This is a genomic window from Bacillus sp. FSL K6-2819, assembly GCF_038008305.1.
GTDB classification, from domain to species: Bacteria; Bacillota; Bacilli; order Bacillales; family Bacillaceae; genus Bacillus; species Bacillus amyloliquefaciens.
Genome location: NZ_JBBOYV010000001.1, coordinates 1,433,269 through 1,452,906, shown reverse-complemented (window position 1 = coordinate 1,452,906; position 19,638 = coordinate 1,433,269). Strand labels below are relative to the sequence as shown.

At 43.2% G+C, this 19,638-nt stretch carries 25 protein-coding genes and 2 pseudogenes; 13 read left to right on the top strand and 14 right to left on the bottom strand.

Features of this window, described 5'->3' with window-relative positions:
- Positions 1-67 precede the first annotated feature (67 nt).
- The 4 genes from MHH91_RS07705 (at position 68) to MHH91_RS07690 (ending at position 1,373) form a co-directional block, all read left to right on the top strand.
- Positions 68-433, top strand: a complete 366-nt coding sequence (locus MHH91_RS07705; protein ID WP_215532436.1) for a hypothetical protein — start codon at positions 68-70, stop codon at positions 431-433.
- Complete coding sequence (locus MHH91_RS07700) at positions 423-578, top strand: hypothetical protein (protein ID WP_215532437.1); 156 nt, start codon at positions 423-425, stop codon at positions 576-578. The genes MHH91_RS07705 and MHH91_RS07700 overlap by 11 nt, the downstream gene beginning before the upstream one ends.
- Before the next feature lie 30 nt (positions 579-608).
- Positions 609-953 (top strand): hypothetical protein, encoded by a 345-nt coding sequence (locus MHH91_RS07695; protein ID WP_215532438.1) that lies wholly within the window; start codon positions 609-611, stop codon positions 951-953.
- Between the two features lie 198 nt (positions 954-1,151).
- Complete coding sequence (locus MHH91_RS07690; RefSeq protein ID WP_215532439.1) at positions 1,152-1,373, top strand: hypothetical protein; 222 nt, start codon at positions 1,152-1,154, stop codon at positions 1,371-1,373.
- 1,230 nt (positions 1,374-2,603) lie between these two features.
- On the opposite strand, the gene MHH91_RS07685 is transcribed toward MHH91_RS07690, so the two are convergent.
- Positions 2,604-3,266, bottom strand: coding sequence for a hypothetical protein (locus MHH91_RS07685; RefSeq protein ID WP_340977416.1), 663 nt, complete (start codon positions 3,264-3,266; stop codon positions 2,604-2,606).
- 109 nt (positions 3,267-3,375) lie between these two features.
- On the opposite strand from MHH91_RS07685, the gene MHH91_RS07680 reads away from it, so the two are divergent.
- Entirely contained in the window at positions 3,376-3,618 is a 243-nt protein-coding gene (locus MHH91_RS07680) for a hypothetical protein (protein WP_340977415.1), read from the top strand.
- A gap of 148 nt (positions 3,619-3,766) precedes the next feature.
- Here the strand turns inward: MHH91_RS07680 and MHH91_RS07675 are convergent, their stop codons facing one another.
- Entirely contained in the window at positions 3,767-4,069 is a 303-nt protein-coding gene (locus MHH91_RS07675) for a hypothetical protein (RefSeq protein WP_101293888.1), read from the bottom strand.
- A gap of 755 nt (positions 4,070-4,824) precedes the next feature.
- Positions 4,825-5,112: pseudogene (locus MHH91_RS07670) on the bottom strand (glutaminase); the annotation flags it as partial.
- A gap of 102 nt (positions 5,113-5,214) precedes the next feature.
- Between MHH91_RS07670 and MHH91_RS07665 the strand changes: the two are divergent.
- On the top strand, positions 5,215-5,691 hold the full coding sequence (locus MHH91_RS07665) for a hypothetical protein (RefSeq protein WP_014470441.1): 477 nt from the start codon (positions 5,215-5,217) through the stop codon (positions 5,689-5,691).
- Here MHH91_RS07665 and MHH91_RS07660 read toward each other — a convergent pair.
- A complete protein-coding gene (locus MHH91_RS07660; RefSeq protein ID WP_013352137.1) occupies positions 5,686-7,014 on the bottom strand; it encodes a PhoH family protein in 1,329 nt (442 codons plus the stop codon). The genes MHH91_RS07665 and MHH91_RS07660 overlap by 6 nt on opposite strands.
- Positions 7,015-7,159: 145 nt before the next feature.
- Between MHH91_RS07660 and MHH91_RS07655 the strand changes: the two genes are divergently transcribed.
- On the top strand, positions 7,160-7,783 hold the full coding sequence (locus MHH91_RS07655; protein ID WP_014470442.1) for a YhcN/YlaJ family sporulation lipoprotein: 624 nt from the start codon (positions 7,160-7,162) through the stop codon (positions 7,781-7,783).
- A gap of 102 nt (positions 7,784-7,885) precedes the next feature.
- Positions 7,886-8,095, top strand: coding sequence for a YlaI family protein (locus MHH91_RS07650; protein WP_013352135.1), 210 nt, complete (start codon positions 7,886-7,888; stop codon positions 8,093-8,095).
- Between the two features lie 26 nt (positions 8,096-8,121).
- Here MHH91_RS07650 and MHH91_RS07645 read toward each other — a convergent pair whose 3' ends face one another.
- Positions 8,122-8,442 (bottom strand): YlaH-like family protein, encoded by a 321-nt coding sequence (locus MHH91_RS07645; RefSeq protein WP_013352134.1) that lies wholly within the window; start codon positions 8,440-8,442, stop codon positions 8,122-8,124.
- A gap of 56 nt (positions 8,443-8,498) precedes the next feature.
- Positions 8,499-10,337 carry a translational GTPase TypA gene (gene typA / locus MHH91_RS07640; RefSeq protein WP_003154502.1) on the bottom strand — a complete coding sequence of 613 codons (1,839 nt, stop codon included), beginning with the start codon at positions 10,335-10,337 and terminating at the stop codon, positions 8,499-8,501.
- A gap of 111 nt (positions 10,338-10,448) precedes the next feature.
- Here typA and MHH91_RS07635 point away from each other — a divergent pair, with 111 nt between their 5' ends.
- Both MHH91_RS07635 and MHH91_RS07630 read left to right on the top strand, forming a co-directional pair.
- Positions 10,449-10,637: a YlaF family protein gene (locus MHH91_RS07635; RefSeq protein ID WP_003154504.1), complete on the top strand. Its 189-nt coding sequence runs from the start codon at positions 10,449-10,451 to the stop codon at positions 10,635-10,637.
- 309 nt (positions 10,638-10,946) lie between these two features.
- Positions 10,947-11,564, top strand: coding sequence for a hypothetical protein (locus MHH91_RS07630; protein ID WP_014470443.1), 618 nt, complete (start codon positions 10,947-10,949; stop codon positions 11,562-11,564).
- Between the two features lie 36 nt (positions 11,565-11,600).
- On the opposite strand, the gene MHH91_RS07625 is transcribed toward MHH91_RS07630, so the two are convergent.
- Both MHH91_RS07625 and MHH91_RS07620 read right to left on the bottom strand, forming a co-directional pair.
- Positions 11,601-11,894 carry an anti-sigma factor family protein gene (locus MHH91_RS07625; protein ID WP_014470444.1) on the bottom strand — a complete coding sequence of 98 codons (294 nt, stop codon included), beginning with the start codon at positions 11,892-11,894 and terminating at the stop codon, positions 11,601-11,603.
- Positions 11,894-12,082: pseudogene (locus MHH91_RS07620) on the bottom strand (hypothetical protein); the annotation flags it as partial. The pseudogene MHH91_RS07620 and the gene MHH91_RS07625, both read right to left, overlap by 1 nt.
- A 322-nt stretch (positions 12,083-12,404) precedes the next feature.
- Between MHH91_RS07620 and MHH91_RS07615 the strand changes: the two are divergent.
- Positions 12,405-13,970, top strand: coding sequence for a M4 family metallopeptidase (locus tag MHH91_RS07615; RefSeq protein WP_041915539.1), 1,566 nt, complete (start codon positions 12,405-12,407; stop codon positions 13,968-13,970).
- 50 nt (positions 13,971-14,020) lie between these two features.
- On the opposite strand, the gene MHH91_RS07610 is transcribed toward MHH91_RS07615, so the two are convergent.
- From MHH91_RS07610 to MHH91_RS07600, 3 genes are all read right to left on the bottom strand, one after another.
- Entirely contained in the window at positions 14,021-14,473 is a 453-nt protein-coding gene (locus MHH91_RS07610; RefSeq protein WP_013352129.1) for a GNAT family N-acetyltransferase, read from the bottom strand.
- Positions 14,460-15,257: an inositol-1-monophosphatase gene (gene suhB / locus MHH91_RS07605; protein ID WP_013352128.1), complete on the bottom strand. Its 798-nt coding sequence runs from the start codon at positions 15,255-15,257 to the stop codon at positions 14,460-14,462. The genes MHH91_RS07610 and suhB overlap by 14 nt, the downstream gene beginning before the upstream one ends.
- A gap of 133 nt (positions 15,258-15,390) precedes the next feature.
- Complete coding sequence (locus MHH91_RS07600) at positions 15,391-15,579, bottom strand: hypothetical protein (protein WP_003154513.1); 189 nt, start codon at positions 15,577-15,579, stop codon at positions 15,391-15,393.
- A gap of 243 nt (positions 15,580-15,822) precedes the next feature.
- On the opposite strand from MHH91_RS07600, the gene MHH91_RS07595 reads away from it, so the two are divergent.
- Positions 15,823-16,455 carry a DUF1054 domain-containing protein gene (locus tag MHH91_RS07595; protein ID WP_014470447.1) on the top strand — a complete coding sequence of 211 codons (633 nt, stop codon included), beginning with the start codon at positions 15,823-15,825 and terminating at the stop codon, positions 16,453-16,455.
- Positions 16,456-16,489: 34 nt separating this feature from the next.
- Here MHH91_RS07595 and MHH91_RS07590 read toward each other — a convergent pair whose 3' ends face one another.
- The gene (locus tag MHH91_RS07590) at positions 16,490-16,756 is read right to left on the bottom strand and encodes a UPF0223 family protein (RefSeq protein WP_013352126.1); all 267 of its coding nucleotides are present in this window, start codon (positions 16,754-16,756) and stop codon (positions 16,490-16,492) included.
- Between the two features lie 178 nt (positions 16,757-16,934).
- Here MHH91_RS07590 and MHH91_RS07585 point away from each other — a divergent pair, with 178 nt between their 5' ends.
- Complete coding sequence (locus MHH91_RS07585; RefSeq protein WP_014470448.1) at positions 16,935-18,407, top strand: aminotransferase class I/II-fold pyridoxal phosphate-dependent enzyme; 1,473 nt, start codon at positions 16,935-16,937, stop codon at positions 18,405-18,407.
- Between the two features lie 48 nt (positions 18,408-18,455).
- Here MHH91_RS07585 and MHH91_RS07580 read toward each other — a convergent pair whose 3' ends face one another.
- Entirely contained in the window at positions 18,456-18,575 is a 120-nt protein-coding gene (locus MHH91_RS07580; RefSeq protein ID WP_003154518.1) for a GapA-binding peptide SR1P, read from the bottom strand.
- A 113-nt stretch (positions 18,576-18,688) separates the two neighbouring features.
- Positions 18,689-19,492, bottom strand: a complete 804-nt coding sequence (locus tag MHH91_RS07575) for a polysaccharide deacetylase family protein (protein ID WP_013352124.1) — start codon at positions 19,490-19,492, stop codon at positions 18,689-18,691.
- Between the last annotated feature and the right edge of the window lie 146 nt (positions 19,493-19,638).

The following is a 19,638-nucleotide window of genomic DNA, read 5'->3' as shown; positions in this document are numbered from 1 at the left end:
GAACTATCGTACTACTATAGACAGGTGTCTAATGACCTACTTTTGATGCCTGACGGGAGGAATTCAAGTGAAACGCATTACAATTGAATACCATGATAATAGCGATGTAGATGTTTTTAAGGGCTACTTGATTAAAGACAACTTAGCTATCTATGCTGAACAAGGCTTATCCACTGTTCTAATCAATGTAAAGCCGGTAAACCACGATATGAGCCGTTACATTGAATCTGAGTACATCGGGGACTTAGACAAGGGTAAACATGTCAGAGACGACTTCCTTTACATTAAAAGCCTTGTGGACGCTTTGAACAATATGAGCGGTTTAGAGTTATTGGAGAACTGCGGAAACATTAATTGTTCTCACGTGGAATTAGATGGCCAAAAAATAATTGAATATTCAAAATATAAGGAGCGCAATCAATATGCTAATTAATCAAGAAGTATCCGTAAAATCAAAAGTTTCTCGCTCAGGAGTTGAGCGGGGAACAATTGTAGACATCTACCCTGAAACTAACACTTTTGAGATTTGGTATTTTGACGGTACATATGATGAAAAACACTTTGACGAGATTGTATAAGCAAACAAACAACACTAGGAGGAATTGAACATGCAACAAGTATTGAATAACAGAGAATTGTTAAAAGGCTCGGAAGAAAGTATCTTAGAAGCTTTGAGAAGTATTGCAGCAATTAACCCACTAGACAGCTTAGGTATAGATGAAGGTGAAAGAGAATTCGATGTTCATTTTGACATTAAAATGAGCGCTTCACTTCGTACAACAAAGAAATTCCGGAGTGCAGAAGAAACACAGCAATACTATAAGAAACTGCTTCACACATTAAATATTGTCATGCCTTACCTCTCAATGATGGTAGAAGGTGGAGATATTGTTACAGCAGCAGTCGATGAATGGGAAACAGAAAATATCAAAGCATTTGAGACATGGGAATGAGTAAGACGGATTTACATAACGAGCGGTTCTGTCAGGTTGTATTTGGAGGATTGATCGTAGTTGTACCAGCTTTAAGCATATTGTGTATAGCGTGGTTTGGGTGATTAGGAAGAGTGCTGGCACACTCACCTAATCTGATGGGTTAGTACCCTCCCATTGTATTCAAACATAAAAAATTATTCAAGTGGAGGAATTAAAATGACAAAAGTTAAAAAAGAAGAAAATTATACCGTAGAATCAGGAACACCACAAATGGAATTGTTATGGATGTTTTTCGAGGCAATGCAAGACTGGTACGATGCTGAATTGAAATTAATAAAAAATGGGGCATCCACACTAGATGAGAACCACCTTGCTCGAACGTATGTTGTTCGTATGGCGGACTTTAAAAAACTTGTAGTAGAAACTATTAAAAAATAAGTTTAAATGGATTACATGAGTGCAGAGAAGGGCAACTTTGGCGGGCCTAACCTCCTCTGCATGCATCGTATCACTACAATAGATCGGATTAATCAAGGGGATAACTGAAATGAAAAACACATACACTACTTATGAATTTAAGGCATATGATAGGCGAAATAATTTGTTGAAAGAAAGGATTACATGCAATTACAAAGATCATCTTTACTCAATCATAGAATGGATTATCAAGAAATGTCCTACCGTTGATGTGATTGAATGTATGGTATCTGAAGTCAGTGAGCTTGCTTTCCTTAAAAGTGAGTATGTCGATATCTTCACGGTGTGGAAAGCGGAAGATTGAGCGGAGTTAGATTGAATAGAAAGTGAGGACAGGGAGCTGAATCCTTGCCCTCTTTTTTTTCAGTTTATTACACCACATTGTTGGAAGTATATGATATAATTGTGTGAAAAGTTGCCTAATTTTCAAAGAAACGGCTTCTCACCTTTTAAATCTATTATTTAAATCTATTATGAGGTGATGTGTATGACAGTTTATGAATCTTTGATGGTAACAATTAATTTATGTGCATTAATGTTAAATTTATTTGTGATGCTAGGAAACGAAAAGTAGACCTAACCCTGTAGCCTGAGAAACTGATGGGGAAGGTCTAACGTTTCAAATGAGAAGCCCTTTTGGGGCAACTTTTTTCCAGGGTGCGCCAACACCCTGGTTTTTTAATTTTATTATATTGTTAGCTATACAATTTGTATAGCATCTGTTATAAACAGATTATAACATATCTACGATGAAATGCATTACAAAAATATATATTTAATGTATAGTGAAATTAACAATAAAGAATGGACTAAATGAAATGCTCATTTTATTGCGATTAGAGCGGCGATAAGAAAACCCTACACATTTGTATGCATGATGGTTTAAAACCGCTCCTGTGCCTCAAATCCAGCTAAATACACCCTCTTCAGTGCAAATGTTAAGCTCAATGGTTTTGAGTTGCTAAAACTGGTTACACAATCCACAATGTCGCAATATGCGACGGCGTCCCGTTCCGTTACTCCATCATTGCTCATATCTGACTGGGTAAAACACCCACCCAGCCTTCTGACGTCGTGAAATGCGACTGCAGCATCTACTGAACGATTTGTTCACAAAAAACCCACTCTCCAAGTTTCTGAAAGTGGGCTTCCGATCGAATTTGATCTCATTAATTCATGAGCAAAAAAGGGTTATTTTAATTTTCTTTTCCAGAGCCAAGAAGTCTTGAAAAGATGATTATGTTTATAGTTTGTAAAAAATGTATCTGATCTACGCTCATATTGTCCCTTCTTGGCATTCATCAACTTATAATCTAATCTACTCCAATGAACTGTAGTCTTTACACTACTTATAGCAGCAATGACACCAGCTGCTGCTGTGACGGCCGCCGCCTTTTTAGCTGTTTTCATACTAGTAGCCATAAGGACTCCGGCAAAAACAGCAACACTGGCACTAATCGTACTATAAGTACCTTTACTATTATTATAGCCTGACCATTGATCTCTCAAGATCCCAGCCGATGTATCATTTTTATTTGCCAATTGTTCAATAGGCGATGAAGCCTCTTCATAATTCACCACTTCGCCATTAACTTCAAGTTTTCCAATTTTCTGGTCATATTGAATCTTGTCTGTTTTTTCCCCATCATTTACAATAATCTCAACTACATCATTAACAGTTCTTTCAGAAAAAGTGTACGTAGTTCCGTTGTAATCTACAGATTCAGTTTCATAAGTCGGTTCAACATTCTGGACAACTGCGCTTGGAGCTTGACGTTCTTTTGCATCTGAAACAGGACTAAAAATTGTAACAGCAGTCAAAACAGCAACACTTGAAAGGACAATCTTTTTCATGGTAAATTAATACCTCCTTTTGTTATTCATTAACAATTCTGGAGGTTTATCCAGCTCAATTCAACCCATTATTTGTATTTTAAGGATAATTTAAACTAGGGGGTTTATAATGACTAATCTTACATTCAGACTTTTTCATTACACATCGCTAGCATTGGTTCTTTTATTTCTCATATTAGGGTTTACCTTAAATGGCGCTTTCTTTTATTGGACTCTAATTTTAGTCGGCCTTTATTATCTAATCAGAGGGATAATAACAGCTAAATCAGAACAACTAAAAAATGGCACATTTATTACAGTTTGTGGAGCAATTATAATTCTTGCCGGTTTATTTACATTGATTGTGCGTTAATAAGTGTTTGATTCTTCTCAAAAAGTCGGGTTATAAACATCCGGCTTTTTTATTTTTATGTTGAAACAGCATTTTCCGCTTTGACCTGATGTCCTTATTGAGGACATTAGCTTTGTTCTGAGTGCGATAATGTCACAGCCAGGGCATCTCAAAACAATGTGTTTAAATTGTTATAATCTTTTTCTTTAATTGAAACAGTTACCCTATCTACTCTGTTAGTGTCTGCAAACATAAATGTTGTTTGACTAAATTCAATCTTTCTCGGCCCAAGTATGTTATAGATTAAATCAAGGATTTTAAAACAGTCTATATCTATCCCATTTTCAAAATGGTTTTTCACACTAATAGTCACAACTCCATCGTGCTTTGTAAATCTTGATTTTTGCGGTGACATATTTTGTCGCTTGCAGTATGACTTAATAGCTGCTTTAAAGTAATCTTTTGAATCCATCAGTACCCTCCTTCGTTTCTCACTTATTATAGATAACGCCCATCCATATTTTAACACCCCCCTTTGAAGGGGTGAACGATTTGTTCACTCCTTTGATATTACAATTTGTCACAATAGAAAGGTACCGTTTGGTCATCCAAAATTTATACGAGATAAATACTTACTCATCGGAAATTTAGAGAATGGACTTTTCCGTTTTCTAAAATTTGGTGAATCCAATATTGGATGCTCGTGAATCCTGAGAGCGTAATTCTGCGCTTTCTAAAAATGTCAGAAAGAAAAAGCCACTTTCAGAGAATTGATTTTTCTATTTTCTAAAAACTCAAACGCAGCTTTACATAAATCCACATTGAATATTTAGTACAATAAACAGTTGGAAAAAATAAAAGACATGAATTAATCACGTCTTTTTAATGCTCGATCATAGAATGTTGTTTCACTGATATTTCGAAGATCAAGAAACTCAAGAAAAGAACAAAGGTTTGTGTCATACGCATCGAATACTTTTTCAAATTTTGCTTTACTCGGCATTCTTGTCCCATTTAAGTAAAGATAGACCTCCGACACACTCATTCCCGTTTTTCTGTGGAGATCCATTCCACTAATTTTTTTACCTTCCAATTGATAAATCCACTTGGAGAACCCCTCTTTAATCCTTTTATTAACGCTATGCTTCCAGGTTTCCAAATCAAAAGAGAAAACGGTCGGCAATATGGGCTCAATGCTATTATTAATGTTATGTTCTACACCCTTTTCGGGTCGCCGGTCGGCTCCTGCCCCACGCAGCTGAATACCTTTTCCTTTCCGTAATCCATCAGTACGAGCGCCAGAGAAAGCACCTTCGAAATGCTCTGCAGTGTAAATGTCCGGTCGGCGTCGCCTGCCGTCAGACATGTATTTTCCGCATGATAAATCGTGACCGAAAGGCTGTCTTGCCCTGATTCAGCCAGAGCCGGAATATAGTCTGCCACTCTGCCTTCTCCGGTCTTTTTTTTCGCTTCTTGAACGAATGCGTCCAGCTCCTGGTAATGCCGGCATACCATTTCGATCCCCTCACTTCGCTGCCGTTGTTTACATCTAATTTGCGACGCAAAGTGACAATTCATGCGAAAACTTTTATACTTTAAGTAAAGGGGGGCTTCACCATGAGCGTTATTCAAGTAAAAGGCAATGTTACATACCCGATTACAATTGATCCGAGTGTCTGGATTTTCGATGACCGCAAGTTTCCGTTTGAAAACAATCAGCCCGTTCATTCAGACGTCTCTGCAGAAACCCAGGAGCATACGCTTGATCCGGAACGGGTGATTAGAGAAGGGCGCATTTCGCCGCCGACTTTAAAAAGCGAAAAACGTTATGAAAAAGAAAGATTAATGAACGGCAGCTTCGCCATGAAGCTCGGCGCTGTTTTAGCAAATGCCGAGCCGAAAGAAAGCGCTGTCCTGTGCGTATTTATTTCAGAATCTGAAAGAACCGAGGTGCCGCTTGAAAAGGCGATGGACGCAATCGCCCACTTCAGCGATGCAGGGAAGCCTCTTCAAGACGGCGGTCCGGTCCATTTTTACGTGGACGGCAACTTTAAAAAGCCGATAACAGGCGTCACAGAAATCGAAGTTCTATAACAAATCGGCCGCAAGCTGTGCAAGGCCGGATCTTTCGCCTTTCACAAGCTTCACGCTGCCGGAGACGGTTTGTCCTTTAAACCGCTCTACGACGTAAGCAAGTCCGTTGTTTAAACTGTCTAAATATGGGTGATCTATTTGCTCCGGATCGCCCATCAAGACAATTTTGCTGCCTTCTCCAACCCGTGTTAAAAGCGTTTTGACCTCGTGCCTCGTCAAATTCTGAGCCTCATCAATAATAATAAACTGATCCGGAATGCTTCGCCCCCGAATGTATGTCAGAGCCTCGACCTGAATTGATCCGATGCCTGCTAAAATCGCTTCAAGTTCACCCGGCTTTTTCGCATTGAACAAAAATTCAAGATTATCAAAGATCGGCTGCATCCACGGCTTGAGCTTTTCCTCTTTTTCGCCCGGCAAATATCCGATATCCTTCCCCACCGGAACGATGGGACGCGCGACAATCAGTTTTTTATAAATACCGAGATCCTCCGTCTGCAAAAGCCCCGCAGCGAGAGCAAGCAAGGTTTTTCCCGTTCCCGCTTTTCCGATCAGGGTGACAAGCGGGATATCTTCCCTCAGCAGAAGTTCAAGCGCCATTGTCTGCTGGACGTTCTTCGGCCTGATCCCCCATACATGCTCATCATCAAAGACGAGTCTTTTTACGTTCTCTCCTTTCTTATCTGTCATACCGACCGCAGACGAAGATCCTCCTAATTCATCTTTCATCAGCATAAACTGATTCGGATAAACCTGATGCTGCTGAAGCTCCTTGACTGAAATTTGTTTGTTTTTATAAAACGAGGCAAACCGCTCTTTATTCATAAATACATCTTTGTACCCGCTATATATCTCATCATGGTCAACGACTCTGTCGTTTAAAAAGTCCTCTGCCAAAAGTCCGATGGCATCCGCCTTTACCCTGACAAGCACATCCTTGCTGACCAGAATGACGAGGCGGCCGTTTTCTTTCGTTTCCTCCTCAAGGCTTAAATTCTTTGCCACCGCCAAAATGCGGTTATCATTCGTTTTTTCAATAAAAATTTCCTGAAGCTGATGAAATGACCGGTGGTTCAGTTCAATTCTGAGCGTTCCTCCGCTTTCCAGCGGAACCTTTTCGTGCAGCCTTCCTTTCTCCCTGAGCCCGTCTATCAGCTTAGATACGTGCCTCGCATTTCTCCCGACCTCGTCCATATACCGCTTTTTTGAATCGACCTCTTCCAGCACGACGGCAGGGATGACAACTTCGTTTTCTTCAAAGGAAAAAATGGCGTTAGGATCCTGCAAAAGTACATTCGTATCTAACACATAAATTTTACTCAAGTCTCAGCCTCCTGAAATAAGGATCATCGTATGCTTCTTTTCGTGAAAAACGGGGATGCCTGCTAAAATATATGATTTGGTGCATAAAGATAGAAGGTTAATTCAACAATAAAATAAATGAAAGCATTCAAGGAGGGAATCTGACGTGCGAATTCTTTTCATTATCATACAAGCGTTGTTTATTCTGACCGGCTGTACCGCTGTACAGGACAGCCGTGAACGCAATATCCGGAACGAATCGACCGATCAGCGCGAAGCAAAACCGATTCATGTAAAAAATACAGCTCCTGAGACAGCTGAAAATCCCGGTCGGACGGATATCGCAAAGCATCTCGTCGAGGTAACCGAAAAAATCCCCGGCATTACAGATGCCACCGCGGTTGTACTTGGGAGATACTCCGTTGTCGGGATCGATGTGGATGACAATTTAGAAAGGAGCAAAGTGGAAAGCATTAAATACACCGTTGCCCAGGCGTTAAAAAATGATCCTTACGGCGCCAATGCCGTTGTCGTGGCTGATCCTGATACAGTTTCCCGCCTGAGGGGCATGGCTAGTGATATTAAGGCCGGCCGGCCCGTTTCAGGCATTTTGGACGAACTTGCTGCAATCGTCGGACGCGTTATGCCGGAAGTCCCGAATGATGTGACCGACAATGAAAAAGAATCACCGACTAAATCGAATGATGACCAGCTGAACGAAAGAGATCAGAAGAAGCTGCAAAACGAACAGAACGATCAATCAGATCATCATATGAAAAACCGCCAGTAAAAAACAGCGCCCTTCCTTTGGAGCGGGCGCTGCTTTCTTTCCCTTTGGCAGACGGGTCATCCATGATATAATGCTTGTCATAGTGAAAGAGGTGAAAACTCAATGAGAGTAAAATGTTCCATTTGCGACAAAATTGAACAAATTGATGATGAAACACTGACAGCCAAACGCCTCCGCAATCGTCCGATTCATACATATATGTGCCAAGAATGCCATGACCGAATCAAAGTCAAAACAGAGGCGCGGCTGAATACCGGACACTTCTCCTTTCATCCAGGGCAAAAAACGAAAAAAGATAAAATAAAAAAATGACCCGCCGAAAGGCAAGGTCATTTTTTTTATTGCGGTTTAGCTGACTGGTTCTTTTTGGACTGGTGCAGACGGATTTTGTAAATGATCAAAATCAAGGCAGCGACAACCAGACCTTCTCCGACCGGCAGAAACACACCGAAAAAAGTCAGCACGGTGCAGCCGAGCATGAGAAAGAGATAAACTGCCGCAGCCTTTAAAACCGGCAGCCGTTTGGCAAAGCCGAGTTTAAATACAATCACCGAAAGCACGACGATCGTTCCGTATAACAGCCACATTCCAGTCAGCGGATGCTCATCCACTTGGTAAAGAGCAGCAAAGAACGACAGCCGTTCACTTACTTCATTCAAAAAGATCCCCCTCCCCTTTTCCGTTCGGGTTCTATCTTTTCAAATTCTGCAAGTGATTAAGACATTCCTGCTGTTTTTTTCTTTTTCGCCGCTTTTTCACGTTCGTTTTTGTTCAGGATTTTCTTTCTTAAACGGATGGATTCCGGTGTTACTTCACAGTATTCATCCTCGTTTAAGTACTCGAGTGATTCTTCAAGCGACATAATGCGCGCTTTCTTAATCGTAGTCGTTTGGTCCTTCGTTGCGGAACGGACGTTTGTCTGCTGTTTCATTTTGCTGACATTTACGACAAGGTCATTGTCACGATTATGTTCGCCGACAATCATGCCTTCATATACTTCTGTGCCCGGCTCAACGAAGATGACGCCGCGGTCTTCAATACCTTGAATTCCGTAAGATGTCGCTTTTCCGTTTTCCATGGAAACGAGCACACCCTGACGGCGGCCTCCGACTTGGCCTTTTTGCATCGGCTGATAGCTGTCAAACGTGTGGTTCAGGATACCGAAACCGCGTGTCAGTGACAGAAACTCAGTAGAATAACCGATGAGTCCGCGTGAAGGTACGGTAAAGATCAGGCGGACCTGGCCGTTTCCGTTATTAATCATATCAAGCATTTCGCCTTTTCTCGCACCCATTGATTCCATAACAGAACCGGTATGCTCTTCAGGCACGTCAATTTGCACGCGCTCAACAGGCTCGCAGCTTACGCCGTCGATTTCCTTAATGATAACTTCAGGTTTAGACACTTGAAGCTCATAGCCTTCGCGGCGCATGTTTTCAATTAGAATGGACAGGTGAAGCTCACCGCGTCCTGAAACAACCCATGCGTCAGGCGATGCAGTCGGTTCAACACGCAGACTGACGTCTGTTTGAAGCTGCGCGTTCAGACGCTCTTCAATTTTACGGGCTGTGACATATTTGCCTTCACGGCCTGCAAACGGGCTGTTGTTTACGACAAATGTCATTTGAAGCGTAGGCTCATCAATACGCAGAACCGGCAGCGGCTCATGGTGGTCAGCCGGACAAACCGTTTCACCGACGTTGATGTCCTCCATGCCGGAAACGGCAACGAGGTCTCCCGCTCTCGCTTCTTCAATTTCCACGCGTTTCAATCCTTGGAAGCCGAAGATTTTCGTTACGCGGAATGATTTCACCGTTCCGTCAAGCTTCATTAATGAAACCTGCTGGCCGACTTTCATCGTACCGCGGAAAACGCGGCCGATACCGATACGGCCGACATAATCATTGTAATCAAGAAGCGCCACTTGGAATTGAAGAGGCTCTTCAGCGTTGTCAACCGGCGCAGGGACATGTTCAAGAATCGTTTCATAAAGTGATTCCATGTTTTCGTCCTGCTTTTTCGGGTCCAGACTCGCCGTTCCGTTAATCGCGGAAGCGTACACGACAGGGAACTCAAGCTGTTCCTCGTTTGCGTCAAGCTCGATGAACAAATCGAGCACTTCATCGATGACTTCTTCCGGACGGGCGAAATCACGGTCGATTTTGTTTACAACGACAACAGGATTTAAGTTCTGCTCAAGGGCTTTTTTCAGTACGAAACGGGTTTGCGGCATGCAGCCTTCATATGCGTCAACGACTAACAGAACGCCGTCAACCATTTTCATAATCCGTTCTACCTCTCCGCCGAAGTCGGCGTGTCCCGGAGTGTCCAAAATATTAATGCGTGTATCTTTATAGTTAATCGCAGTATTCTTCGCGAGAATTGTAATACCGCGTTCACGTTCAAGATCGTTCGAATCCATTGCGCGTTCGGCAATATTTTCGTTGGCACGGAATGTTCCGGCTTGGTGAAGCAATTGGTCTACCAAAGTCGTTTTCCCATGGTCAACGTGGGCAATAATCGCGATATTGCGAAGATCGTTTCGAAGTTTCACATTTTCATCTCCTAAAAAAATTAGATAACTTTCATATTATACCACACATCCTCTTTAAAAGCGTCACGTTTTTCTGTAAACTGAAAGTATGACGTTAAAGGGGATGGAAATATGAAAAAATTGAATTGGCTCTTATTATTATTTGCATTCGCAGCAGTCTTCAGCATGATGCTGATCGGCGTATCAATCGCTGAAAAAAGCGCATGGGGCATCATCGGAAGCATTGTTCTCGTTATCGCCATGATGGGAAGCGGTTTCACCGTAAAGAAAAAAATGCGCGAACAGGGACTGCTTGATTAAAAGCATGACCCTTTGCAAAATTCCGTAAACATGAAAAAGCACAATGCCTTACGAAGCCTGAATCTTGATTCAGGCTTTTTTGTTATCTCAAAACAGACTGAGAATTAAGGCTTCTCTCCCCCGCCGCCTAGTCAGGAAGCCGGAAATGGCGGCATGCCTTCTAGTTACAACAGCAGAGTTCCTCAGAAAGTGCGGTCTGAAATAGTCCGGCATCGTTATGCAGAAAATACCATAACTCCTATTTCAATTCCAACATTGTATTTTTATACTTGGATTGTAAGCAAATACACATGACAAGGAGAGAACGAAATGAACACATCTTTTTTGAAAAAAACCGCTGTAACTGCCGCCGCAACCGCTTCAGCCGCCTTGCTTGCATTCAGCCCGCTTGACTCTGCCGGCGCAAAAACGATTCAGTCAAATGAACCGCATGTGCTGCAGGCTTCCGCTGAGAAAACACCGGAAGACGCGGCAAAGCTGCTTGACATCATCAACCAATCGATTTACGAAAAAGACGGAGTCTATTATTTTGACGGTGACAAAGCGGTTGAATTGGGATTAGGTCAAGAAGAAGCACAGATCATTCAAAAGCTGTGGGACAGCTCAGCCGAATTTTTAACCGTACTTTCCCAATGTATTGAGAAAACAGATGGCGAATATACATTTAATAAAGAAAAAGCAATTGAGCTTGGTTTTACGGAAAAAGAGGCCGTTATCGTTGATCAGCTGTTCAATACTTTCTCCCAGAGTCTTCATATCCTTCAATCTGCGCTGGTTGAAGATGACGGTGTGTATACATTTGATCAGGAACTGGCAGAAAAAGCGGGTGCAGGCAAAAAAGAAGCAGAGCTGTTTGCCGGATTCATTAATTCACTGCCCCAAGAATTGCTTGAAGGCATTTATACAGCCTTTCACCCGGCTGAGTAAATGGAAAAAACGCCCGGTCATTCAGCCGGGCGTTTTTTAAATCAGCAATTTAAGGGCCAGCATGATGAGAAATACAGCGCCGAACAAGCAGGCGGCTTTTGTCAGCAGCCTCCCGTAATACCGTTCCCGGAAGCGTCTTTCTTCCTCTTCATAACAGGCGGACGCCTTCATCTCCGCACTGCCTAAGTCAAGCGGCTCCTTCATCATATGATATAAACTTCCGCACTCACTGCATGCTTTAAGATGGCGGGAAATATACCGCTCCGTTTCTGTTTCACAATCGCCTTCAATATATAAAGGGAGTAAATCTCTCACTAAACAGCAAGTCATATTAATACAGCCCGAAGCAGAATCCCGGCATAAAACCAAACTCTCTCACGGCTGATTTTCGGATGGAAATTTAGCGCGTATAAAACAGCAAGGCAGACGGATGACCACTGAATGACCAACACACTCTGTCTGCTTAAAATGAAATATCTGTCGAAATGCTGAATAAAATGACTGAAAATCTCTGACATCTGTAACAATCCTTTACGTTTATTAAGGCCTCACCCGTTTAGACAACCGGCATTCAAAAAAGTTTTAAAGATCTTAACATTTTTCCCCTATCATTTTTCCCGTCTTCATTTGTCATTTTTTCCAGAAAAAATCGCGTCATTCGACTCATGTCTAATCCAACACGTGTCTCTCGGCTTATCCCCTGACACCGCCCGCCGACAGCCCGCATGGGACGATTCTATCAATTCAGCCGCGGAGTCTAGTTTTATATTGCAGAATGCGAGATTGCTGGTTTATTATAACAATATAAGTTTTCATTATTTTCAAAAAGGGGGATTTATTGTGGGTTTAGGTAAGAAATTGTCTGTTGCTGTCGCCGCTTCCTTTATGAGTTTAACCATCAGTCTGCCGGGTGTTCAGGCCGCTGAGAATCCTCAGCTTAAAGAAAACCTGACGAATTTTGTACCGAAGCATTCTTTGGTGCAATCAGAATTGCCTTCTGTCAGTGACAAAGCTATCAAGCAATACTTGAAACAAAACGGCAAAGTCTTTAAAGGCAATCCTTCTGAAAGATTGAAGCTGATTGACCAAACGACCGATGATCTCGGCTACAAGCACTTCCGTTATGTGCCTGTCGTAAACGGTGTGCCTGTGAAAGACTCTCAAGTCATTATTCACGTCGATAAATCCAACAACGTCTATGCGATTAACGGTGAATTAAACAACGATGTTTCCGCCAAAACGGCAAACAGCAAAAAAATATCTGCAAATCAGGCGCTGGATCATGCTTATAAAGCGATCGGCAAATCACCTGAAGCCGTTTCTAACGGAACCGTTGCAAACAAAAACAAAGCCGAGCTGAAAGCAGCAGCCACAAAAGACGGCAAATACCGCCTCGCCTATGATGTAACCATCCGCTACATCGAACCGGAACCTGCAAACTGGGAAGTAACCGTTGATGCGGAAACAGGAAAAATCCTGAAAAAGCAAAACAAAGTGGAGCATGCCGCCACAACCGGAACAGGTACGACTCTTAAAGGAAAAACGGTCTCATTAAATATTTCTTCTGAAAGCGGCAAATATGTGCTGCGCGATCTTTCTAAACCTACCGGAACACAAATTATTACGTACGATCTGCAAAACCGCGAGTATAACCTGCCGGGCACACTCGTATCCAGCACCACAAACCAGTTTACAACTTCTTCTCAGCGCGCTGCCGTTGATGCGCATTACAACCTCGGCAAAGTGTATGATTATTTCTATCAGAAGTTTAATCGCAACAGCTACGACAATAAAGGCGGCAAGATCGTATCCTCCGTTCATTACGGCAGCAGATACAATAACGCAGCCTGGATCGGCGACCAAATGATTTACGGTGACGGCGACGGTTCATTCTTCTCACCTCTTTCCGGTTCAATGGACGTAACCGCTCATGAAATGACACATGGCGTTACACAGGAAACAGCCAACCTGAACTACGAAAATCAGCCGGGCGCTTTAAACGAATCCTTCTCTGATGTATTCGGGTACTTCAACGATACTGAGGACTGGGATATCGGTGAAGATATTACGGTCAGCCAGCCGGCTCTCCGCAGCTTATCCAATCCGACAAAATACGGACAGCCTGATAATTTCAAAAATTACAAAAACCTTCCGAACACTGATGCCGGCGACTACGGCGGCGTGCATACAAACAGCGGAATCCCGAACAAAGCCGCTTACAATACGATTACAAAAATCGGCGTGAACAAAGCGGAGCAGATTTACTATCGTGCTCTGACGGTATACCTCACTCCGTCATCAACTTTTAAAGATGCAAAAGCCGCTTTGATTCAATCTGCGCGGGACCTTTACGGCTCTCAAGATGCTGCAAGCGTAGAAGCTGCCTGGAATGCAGTCGGATTGTAAACAAGAAAAGAGACCGGAAATCCGGTCTCTTTTTTATATCTAAAAACATTTCACAGTGGCTTCACCATGATCATATATGTCTTTTCCCGATCGTCTTTTTCAAGCTTCAGCTGTTCAAAGCCGCACTGGCTTAAAAACAACACCCATTCCTGCCTGGCAAGGGGAACGGCTGTAAACATCGCTTTATGCTCCGCTCTCAGCCGGCCGGCAATCTCTTCAATGACCGCGCGCCCGATTCCTTTCTCTTTTGCCTCCGGAGCGACGGCCACAGTTCCGAGCCACGGTTTTCCGTTTGAAGGGGCCCATTCCAAATGAAAGCTGACGGCGGCAGGAGTGCCGTCAAGCTCCCATACAAGCCACGTTCCATTGTACATGGAGTACGCAAGCATAAACTCCGCCGCATTTTTCGTTCCGAATTCTTCGGCTTTCCACACCGGGTGTGCTGCCGCCAGCTGCTCCATAAATCCAAGATCCTCTTCTTCAAACTCCCTATCTGTCAGCATGTAAATAGTCGCCAAAAATGATTTTATGTATCGCCGGATTGCCCGCAAGCACGCTGTGGTTTTCTAAAAACGTAAACGGCTCACCGTCTGTGGTCGTGTAAATACCTCCGACTTCGTTCAGGAGCACACAGCCGGCAGCATAATCCCACGGCGCAAGCCTCATCGTGATGTATGCGTCAATGCGTCCGGTCGCAACACTGGCCAGCTCAAGTGCCGCCGAGCCGTAGGAGCGCGTTCCTCTCACCCGTTTCACGAGCGGCGCCAAAATACTCGGATCAATTCTTCGGTTTTCCGTTACCCATGTGGCATTGATTGCAATAATCGCTTCTTCAATGGAAGCCTCTTTTAAAGGAGCAAGCGGCGTGTCATTCAGATAAGCCCCTTTTCCGCTGAATGCGTGATACAGTTCGTCCTGCATTACATCATAAATTAAGCCGATTTTGCCTTTTCCGTCTTCAAAAATGCCGATGGAGATCGCGAAATGCCGCTTTTGATGGACAAAATTCATTGTTCCGTCAATCGGATCAATGATCCAGACGATTCCGTCAAGAGAGCGGAGTTTATCCCCCTGTCCTTCTTCTCCGAGGATGCGGTGTCCGGGAAAAGTTCCCTGTATACGGTCAATGAAAAAGCGTTCCGTCTCTTTATCAATATTTGTGACTAAATCATTCGGATTTGATTTTGTTTCAATCGTCAAGCTTTCCTGCATGGATTGTCTGATTCTCGCTCCGGCTTCTTTTACCCACTGTTTTGCGATTTCATCAATTTCCGTCCAATTTGTCATACCGTGTACCTCTTTTCTATGTATAGCTTACTCTATAGCATACTGATAAAGACGATTAAAAAGCAAGGAAAATGAAAAAAATGCCTTCTCACGTAAAAACGAACCATTTCTTGCGGTTCGTTTTTACTATTCTTTATCCGTTAAGACGAATCCATTCTTTTCTGAGACGTTCCAGTTTTCTTTTGCTGAGATCGATTTGATCTTCATTCTCTTTTTGCATGGCCTCATACAGGGTTGCCAATTCATAATCAACCTCTAGTCTCCAGACAGCTACACGGTTATTTTTTTCCTCTCTGAATCCTTCCTTCACCACTTGCCTCATTGTCTTTCGCCCCTTCCAGAGATCATTTGTTAAAAAAGCATCCCATTTTCCAATTTTCCAAATCATTTATGATACTTCTTATATCGTATGGAAACTTATATTCGGCTGTAACAACATTCTTAAAATTGTGTGTTTACCTATTCGTTTTTTACCACCGATCCTCTCTGCTGAAACGTTCTCAATGTTTTTGCGGCCGGCGGCGGCTGTGGTAAAATATGAATACTTACGATAAGGAGGAAAAAGATGACTCAGATGCGTTTTACAAAAGAAGACTTTGACACATTTACAATAGAAGGTTTAGATCCGCGCATGGAGGTATTAAAAGAACAAGTCCGGCCGAAGCTGACCCTGTTAGGAGAGCATTTCGCACCGACATTGTCGGCATTGACCGGAGATGAAATGTTCCCGCATGTCGCCAAGCACGCAAGAAGATCTGTCAACCCGCCTGCTGACAGCTGGGTTGCCTTTGCCAACAGCAAACGCGGCTATAAGAAGCTCCCCCACTTTCAGATCGGATTATGGGACACCCATATGTTTGTATGGTTTGCCATCATTTATGAATCTCCGATAAAAGAGGAATACGGCAGATTGCTGGAGGCGAAGCAGGAGGAAATCACAAAACAGATTCCCGGTCATTTTGTATGGTCGCCGGATCATACGAAGCCCGGGGCGTACAAGCAGTCCGACATGGATCAGGAACAGCTGAAAACATTGTTTGAACGCCTGCAGACAGTAAAAAAAGCAGAGCTTTTGTGCGGCATCCAGCTTCAAAAAGAAGACGTGATCAACATGAACAACAATGAATTCCTGCAAACCATTGAAGATGCTTTTAGAAAGCTTTCCTTTTTATACACACTGACTCAGAAAGTCTCATAACATAAAAAGCGGGCCGATTGACGGCTCGCTTTGTTTACATTTTAATAACCGCTTGATCTGATTGTTTTGCCTGTTTCACAGTCCGGTACGGAGAATAGGTGCTGTCAGCTTCAAATCGGCTGCAGATTTTCTTTTCTTCCGCTTTTCCGGGAACGATTTCTTTAAAGCGGCGGTACGCATTCAGAAGTCTGTCTCGGTCAGCTCCTTTTTCATAGGCGTTTTCAACCTGCTGAAAAAAAGCAATGACATCCACGGCCTCCTCTGTCGTCCAGTCCTCATTCATCGGATATTGATATTCCAAATGTCTTCACTCCTTTATATTCCTGCTCAAAATAAGCATCTTCCATAGATCATAAATTGTTCTTTACATTCTTTCAAGTTCATAATATAATTCATTTGTTTTACGTTTAAAAAACGGGTAATAAATTGAATGTAATACAAACTAATCCGTAGGTATTATGATAAAGGTGGGAAAACAATTGCCGCAACATGAAACACCCCTGTACAGCGGACTGAAAAAGCACGCGGACAGACAGCCTGTCCAGTTCCACATTCCGGGCCATAAAAAAGGCGCGGGAATGGATCCGGAATTCAGACAATTTATCGGAGAAAACGCGTTAAGCATAGATTTAATTAATATTGAACCTCTGGATGATTTACATGCGCCAAAGGGCATCATTAAAGAAGCGCAGGAACTGGCCGCTGAAGCATTCGGCGCAGACCACACCTTCTTTTCCGTTCAAGGGACGAGCGGGGCCATAATGACGATGGTAATGGCCGTATGCGGACCTGGAGATAAAATCATCATTCCGAGAAACGTCCATAAATCCATTATGACGGCCATTGTATTTTCCGGAGCGGTGCCGATTTTTATACATCCGGAAATCGACGATGAACTCGGAATTTCTCACGGCATCACGCTTGAATCTGCCGAGCGGGCATTGACTGAGCATCCTGACGCAAAAGGGCTTCTAGTCATAAACCCGACGTATTTCGGTGTGGCGGCTGACCTGAGCAGCATTGTCAAGCTCGCGCATTCTTTCAATGTACCTGTTCTTGTCGATGAAGCGCACGGCGTGCATATTCATTTTCATGATAAGCTTCCTCTGTCCGCCATGCAGGCGGGCGCAGATATGGCAGCCACAAGCGTGCACAAATTGGGAGGCTCTCTGACCCAGAGCTCCATTTTAAATGTGAGAGAAGGCCTTGTATCCAAAGAAAGAGTGCAGTCGATTCTAAGTATGCTGACGACAACGTCAACATCCTATCTGCTTCTCGCTTCACTTGATGTCGCAAGAAAACGGCTCGCTACAGAAGGCCGCGGGCTTCTTGAAGATACGATCCTGCTGGCGAATCAGACACGGGAACGTCTCAATCAAATTGAAGGCATCCGCTGTGTCGGCGAAGAGATCACAGGGTCTAAAGCTGCCTTCAGTTATGATCCGACTAAATTAATCATTTCGGTCAAAAACCTCGGCCTGACCGGTCATGACGTTGAAAAATGGCTTCGCGAATCATATAATATCGAAGTCGAGCTGTCCGATCTGTATAACATCTTATGTATTTTCACACCCGGAGACAGAGCCGGGGATGCCGACCGTCTTGTAAGCGCGCTTACAGACATTTCAAAGCAGGCTTCTGCCAATGAGTACGCTCACCGGCAGACGGAAGTTTTGCTTCCTGAAATTCCTCTGTTAGCGATGACGCCAAGAGACGCATTTTACGCAAATACGGAAGTCATCCCGTTAAAAGAATCCGCGGGACGGATCATTGCAGAGTTTGTTATGGTGTACCCGCCGGGAATTCCGATCTTTATTCCGGGCGAAATCATTACGGAAGAAAATATCAGCTACATTTTCAAAAATCTGGACGCCGGCCTTCCCGTGCAGGGTCCGGAAGACGCAACGCTTAACATGATCAGAGTCATCAAAGAGCAAAAAGCCATCCAATAAACATAAAGAAGCCCGAAACCAAATCGTTTCGGGCCTTTTTACGCCGTTTTACTCTTCTTCAAGATGACACTGGCATTGTCCGCAGCATGTTCCGTATAACGTCGTTACCTTCTCATCCTCGAAGTAATGAATCGCTTCGTTACAGTCTTGGCAAACAATCGTACCCATCTCTCATTCCCCATTTCTCAGAATTTGAAAACGCTTAATTTTCACTTGTTGTTATTATATTATTATGTCACATTTAATATGTCAACTGATAAATTGTATAACACATTTATTTTTTACGGTCTTTTTATTTCCCGAGGATCAATCACGGTATATCCTTTATTACGCAATCCTTTTACAATGTCCGGTATGGCTTCAGCCGTCCATTTTCGGTCATGCATTAATATGTTGGCGCCGTCCTTCAGATAAGGGCTGCTCAGCGTTATATCGGTAAGCGCTTTTTTGGATTGATATTTCTGCTCCCAATCATAGCCGAAGGTCCAGTTCATTTTCATCATACCTTCTTTTTGTATGAGTTTGTCACTGTAGTCCGTATTGCTTCCGAAAGGCGCCCTGAAAAATGCCGGTTTTTCCCCGATTACCTTCTCAACCGCTTTATTAACACCGATGATTTCTTCCCGTTGTTTTTGTTCGGAAAGGTCTTTCAAATCTTGATGAGTCATTGTATGATTTCCGACCATAAACCCTAACTCATGAATATGCTTAAGCGCTTTCTTGTTTTCATCTTTTTTCAAAAATTGACCGTTTACAAAAAAGATCGCTGACGCATGGAGATCATGCAGTTTGTCCGCAATCTCAGCGGCATGCTGATCAGGTGCATCATCTATCGTTAACAATGCGATCGGTTTTTTGTCTTTTTGGTCATCCAGTTTTTCCACGGCAAAGGATTTCGGGTTGATATAGTAACGGGGCTCTGCCTTCTGTTTTTTCTGCTTTTCCTCTTTTGTATGATCGTTTTCCTGTTTGGCATGATCGACCGCGGCTTGAGAATGGGGCCGATTGTTTGTTTGCGTCTTTTCATTTGATTGGCAGCCGACGAGGAAGCACATACACATGACTGCTGCAGCGGCTTTATACATTGGCAATCCCTCCTGATGGTTTTGCCCACAGTATAACGAAAAACAGCGCTCTCACGAAAAACAAATGTGCCTTTGTTACACATCGGCGGCCGAAGTTGTCACACGTATTATTTCTTCATTAAAAACGGTTTCAATTATATAACAAT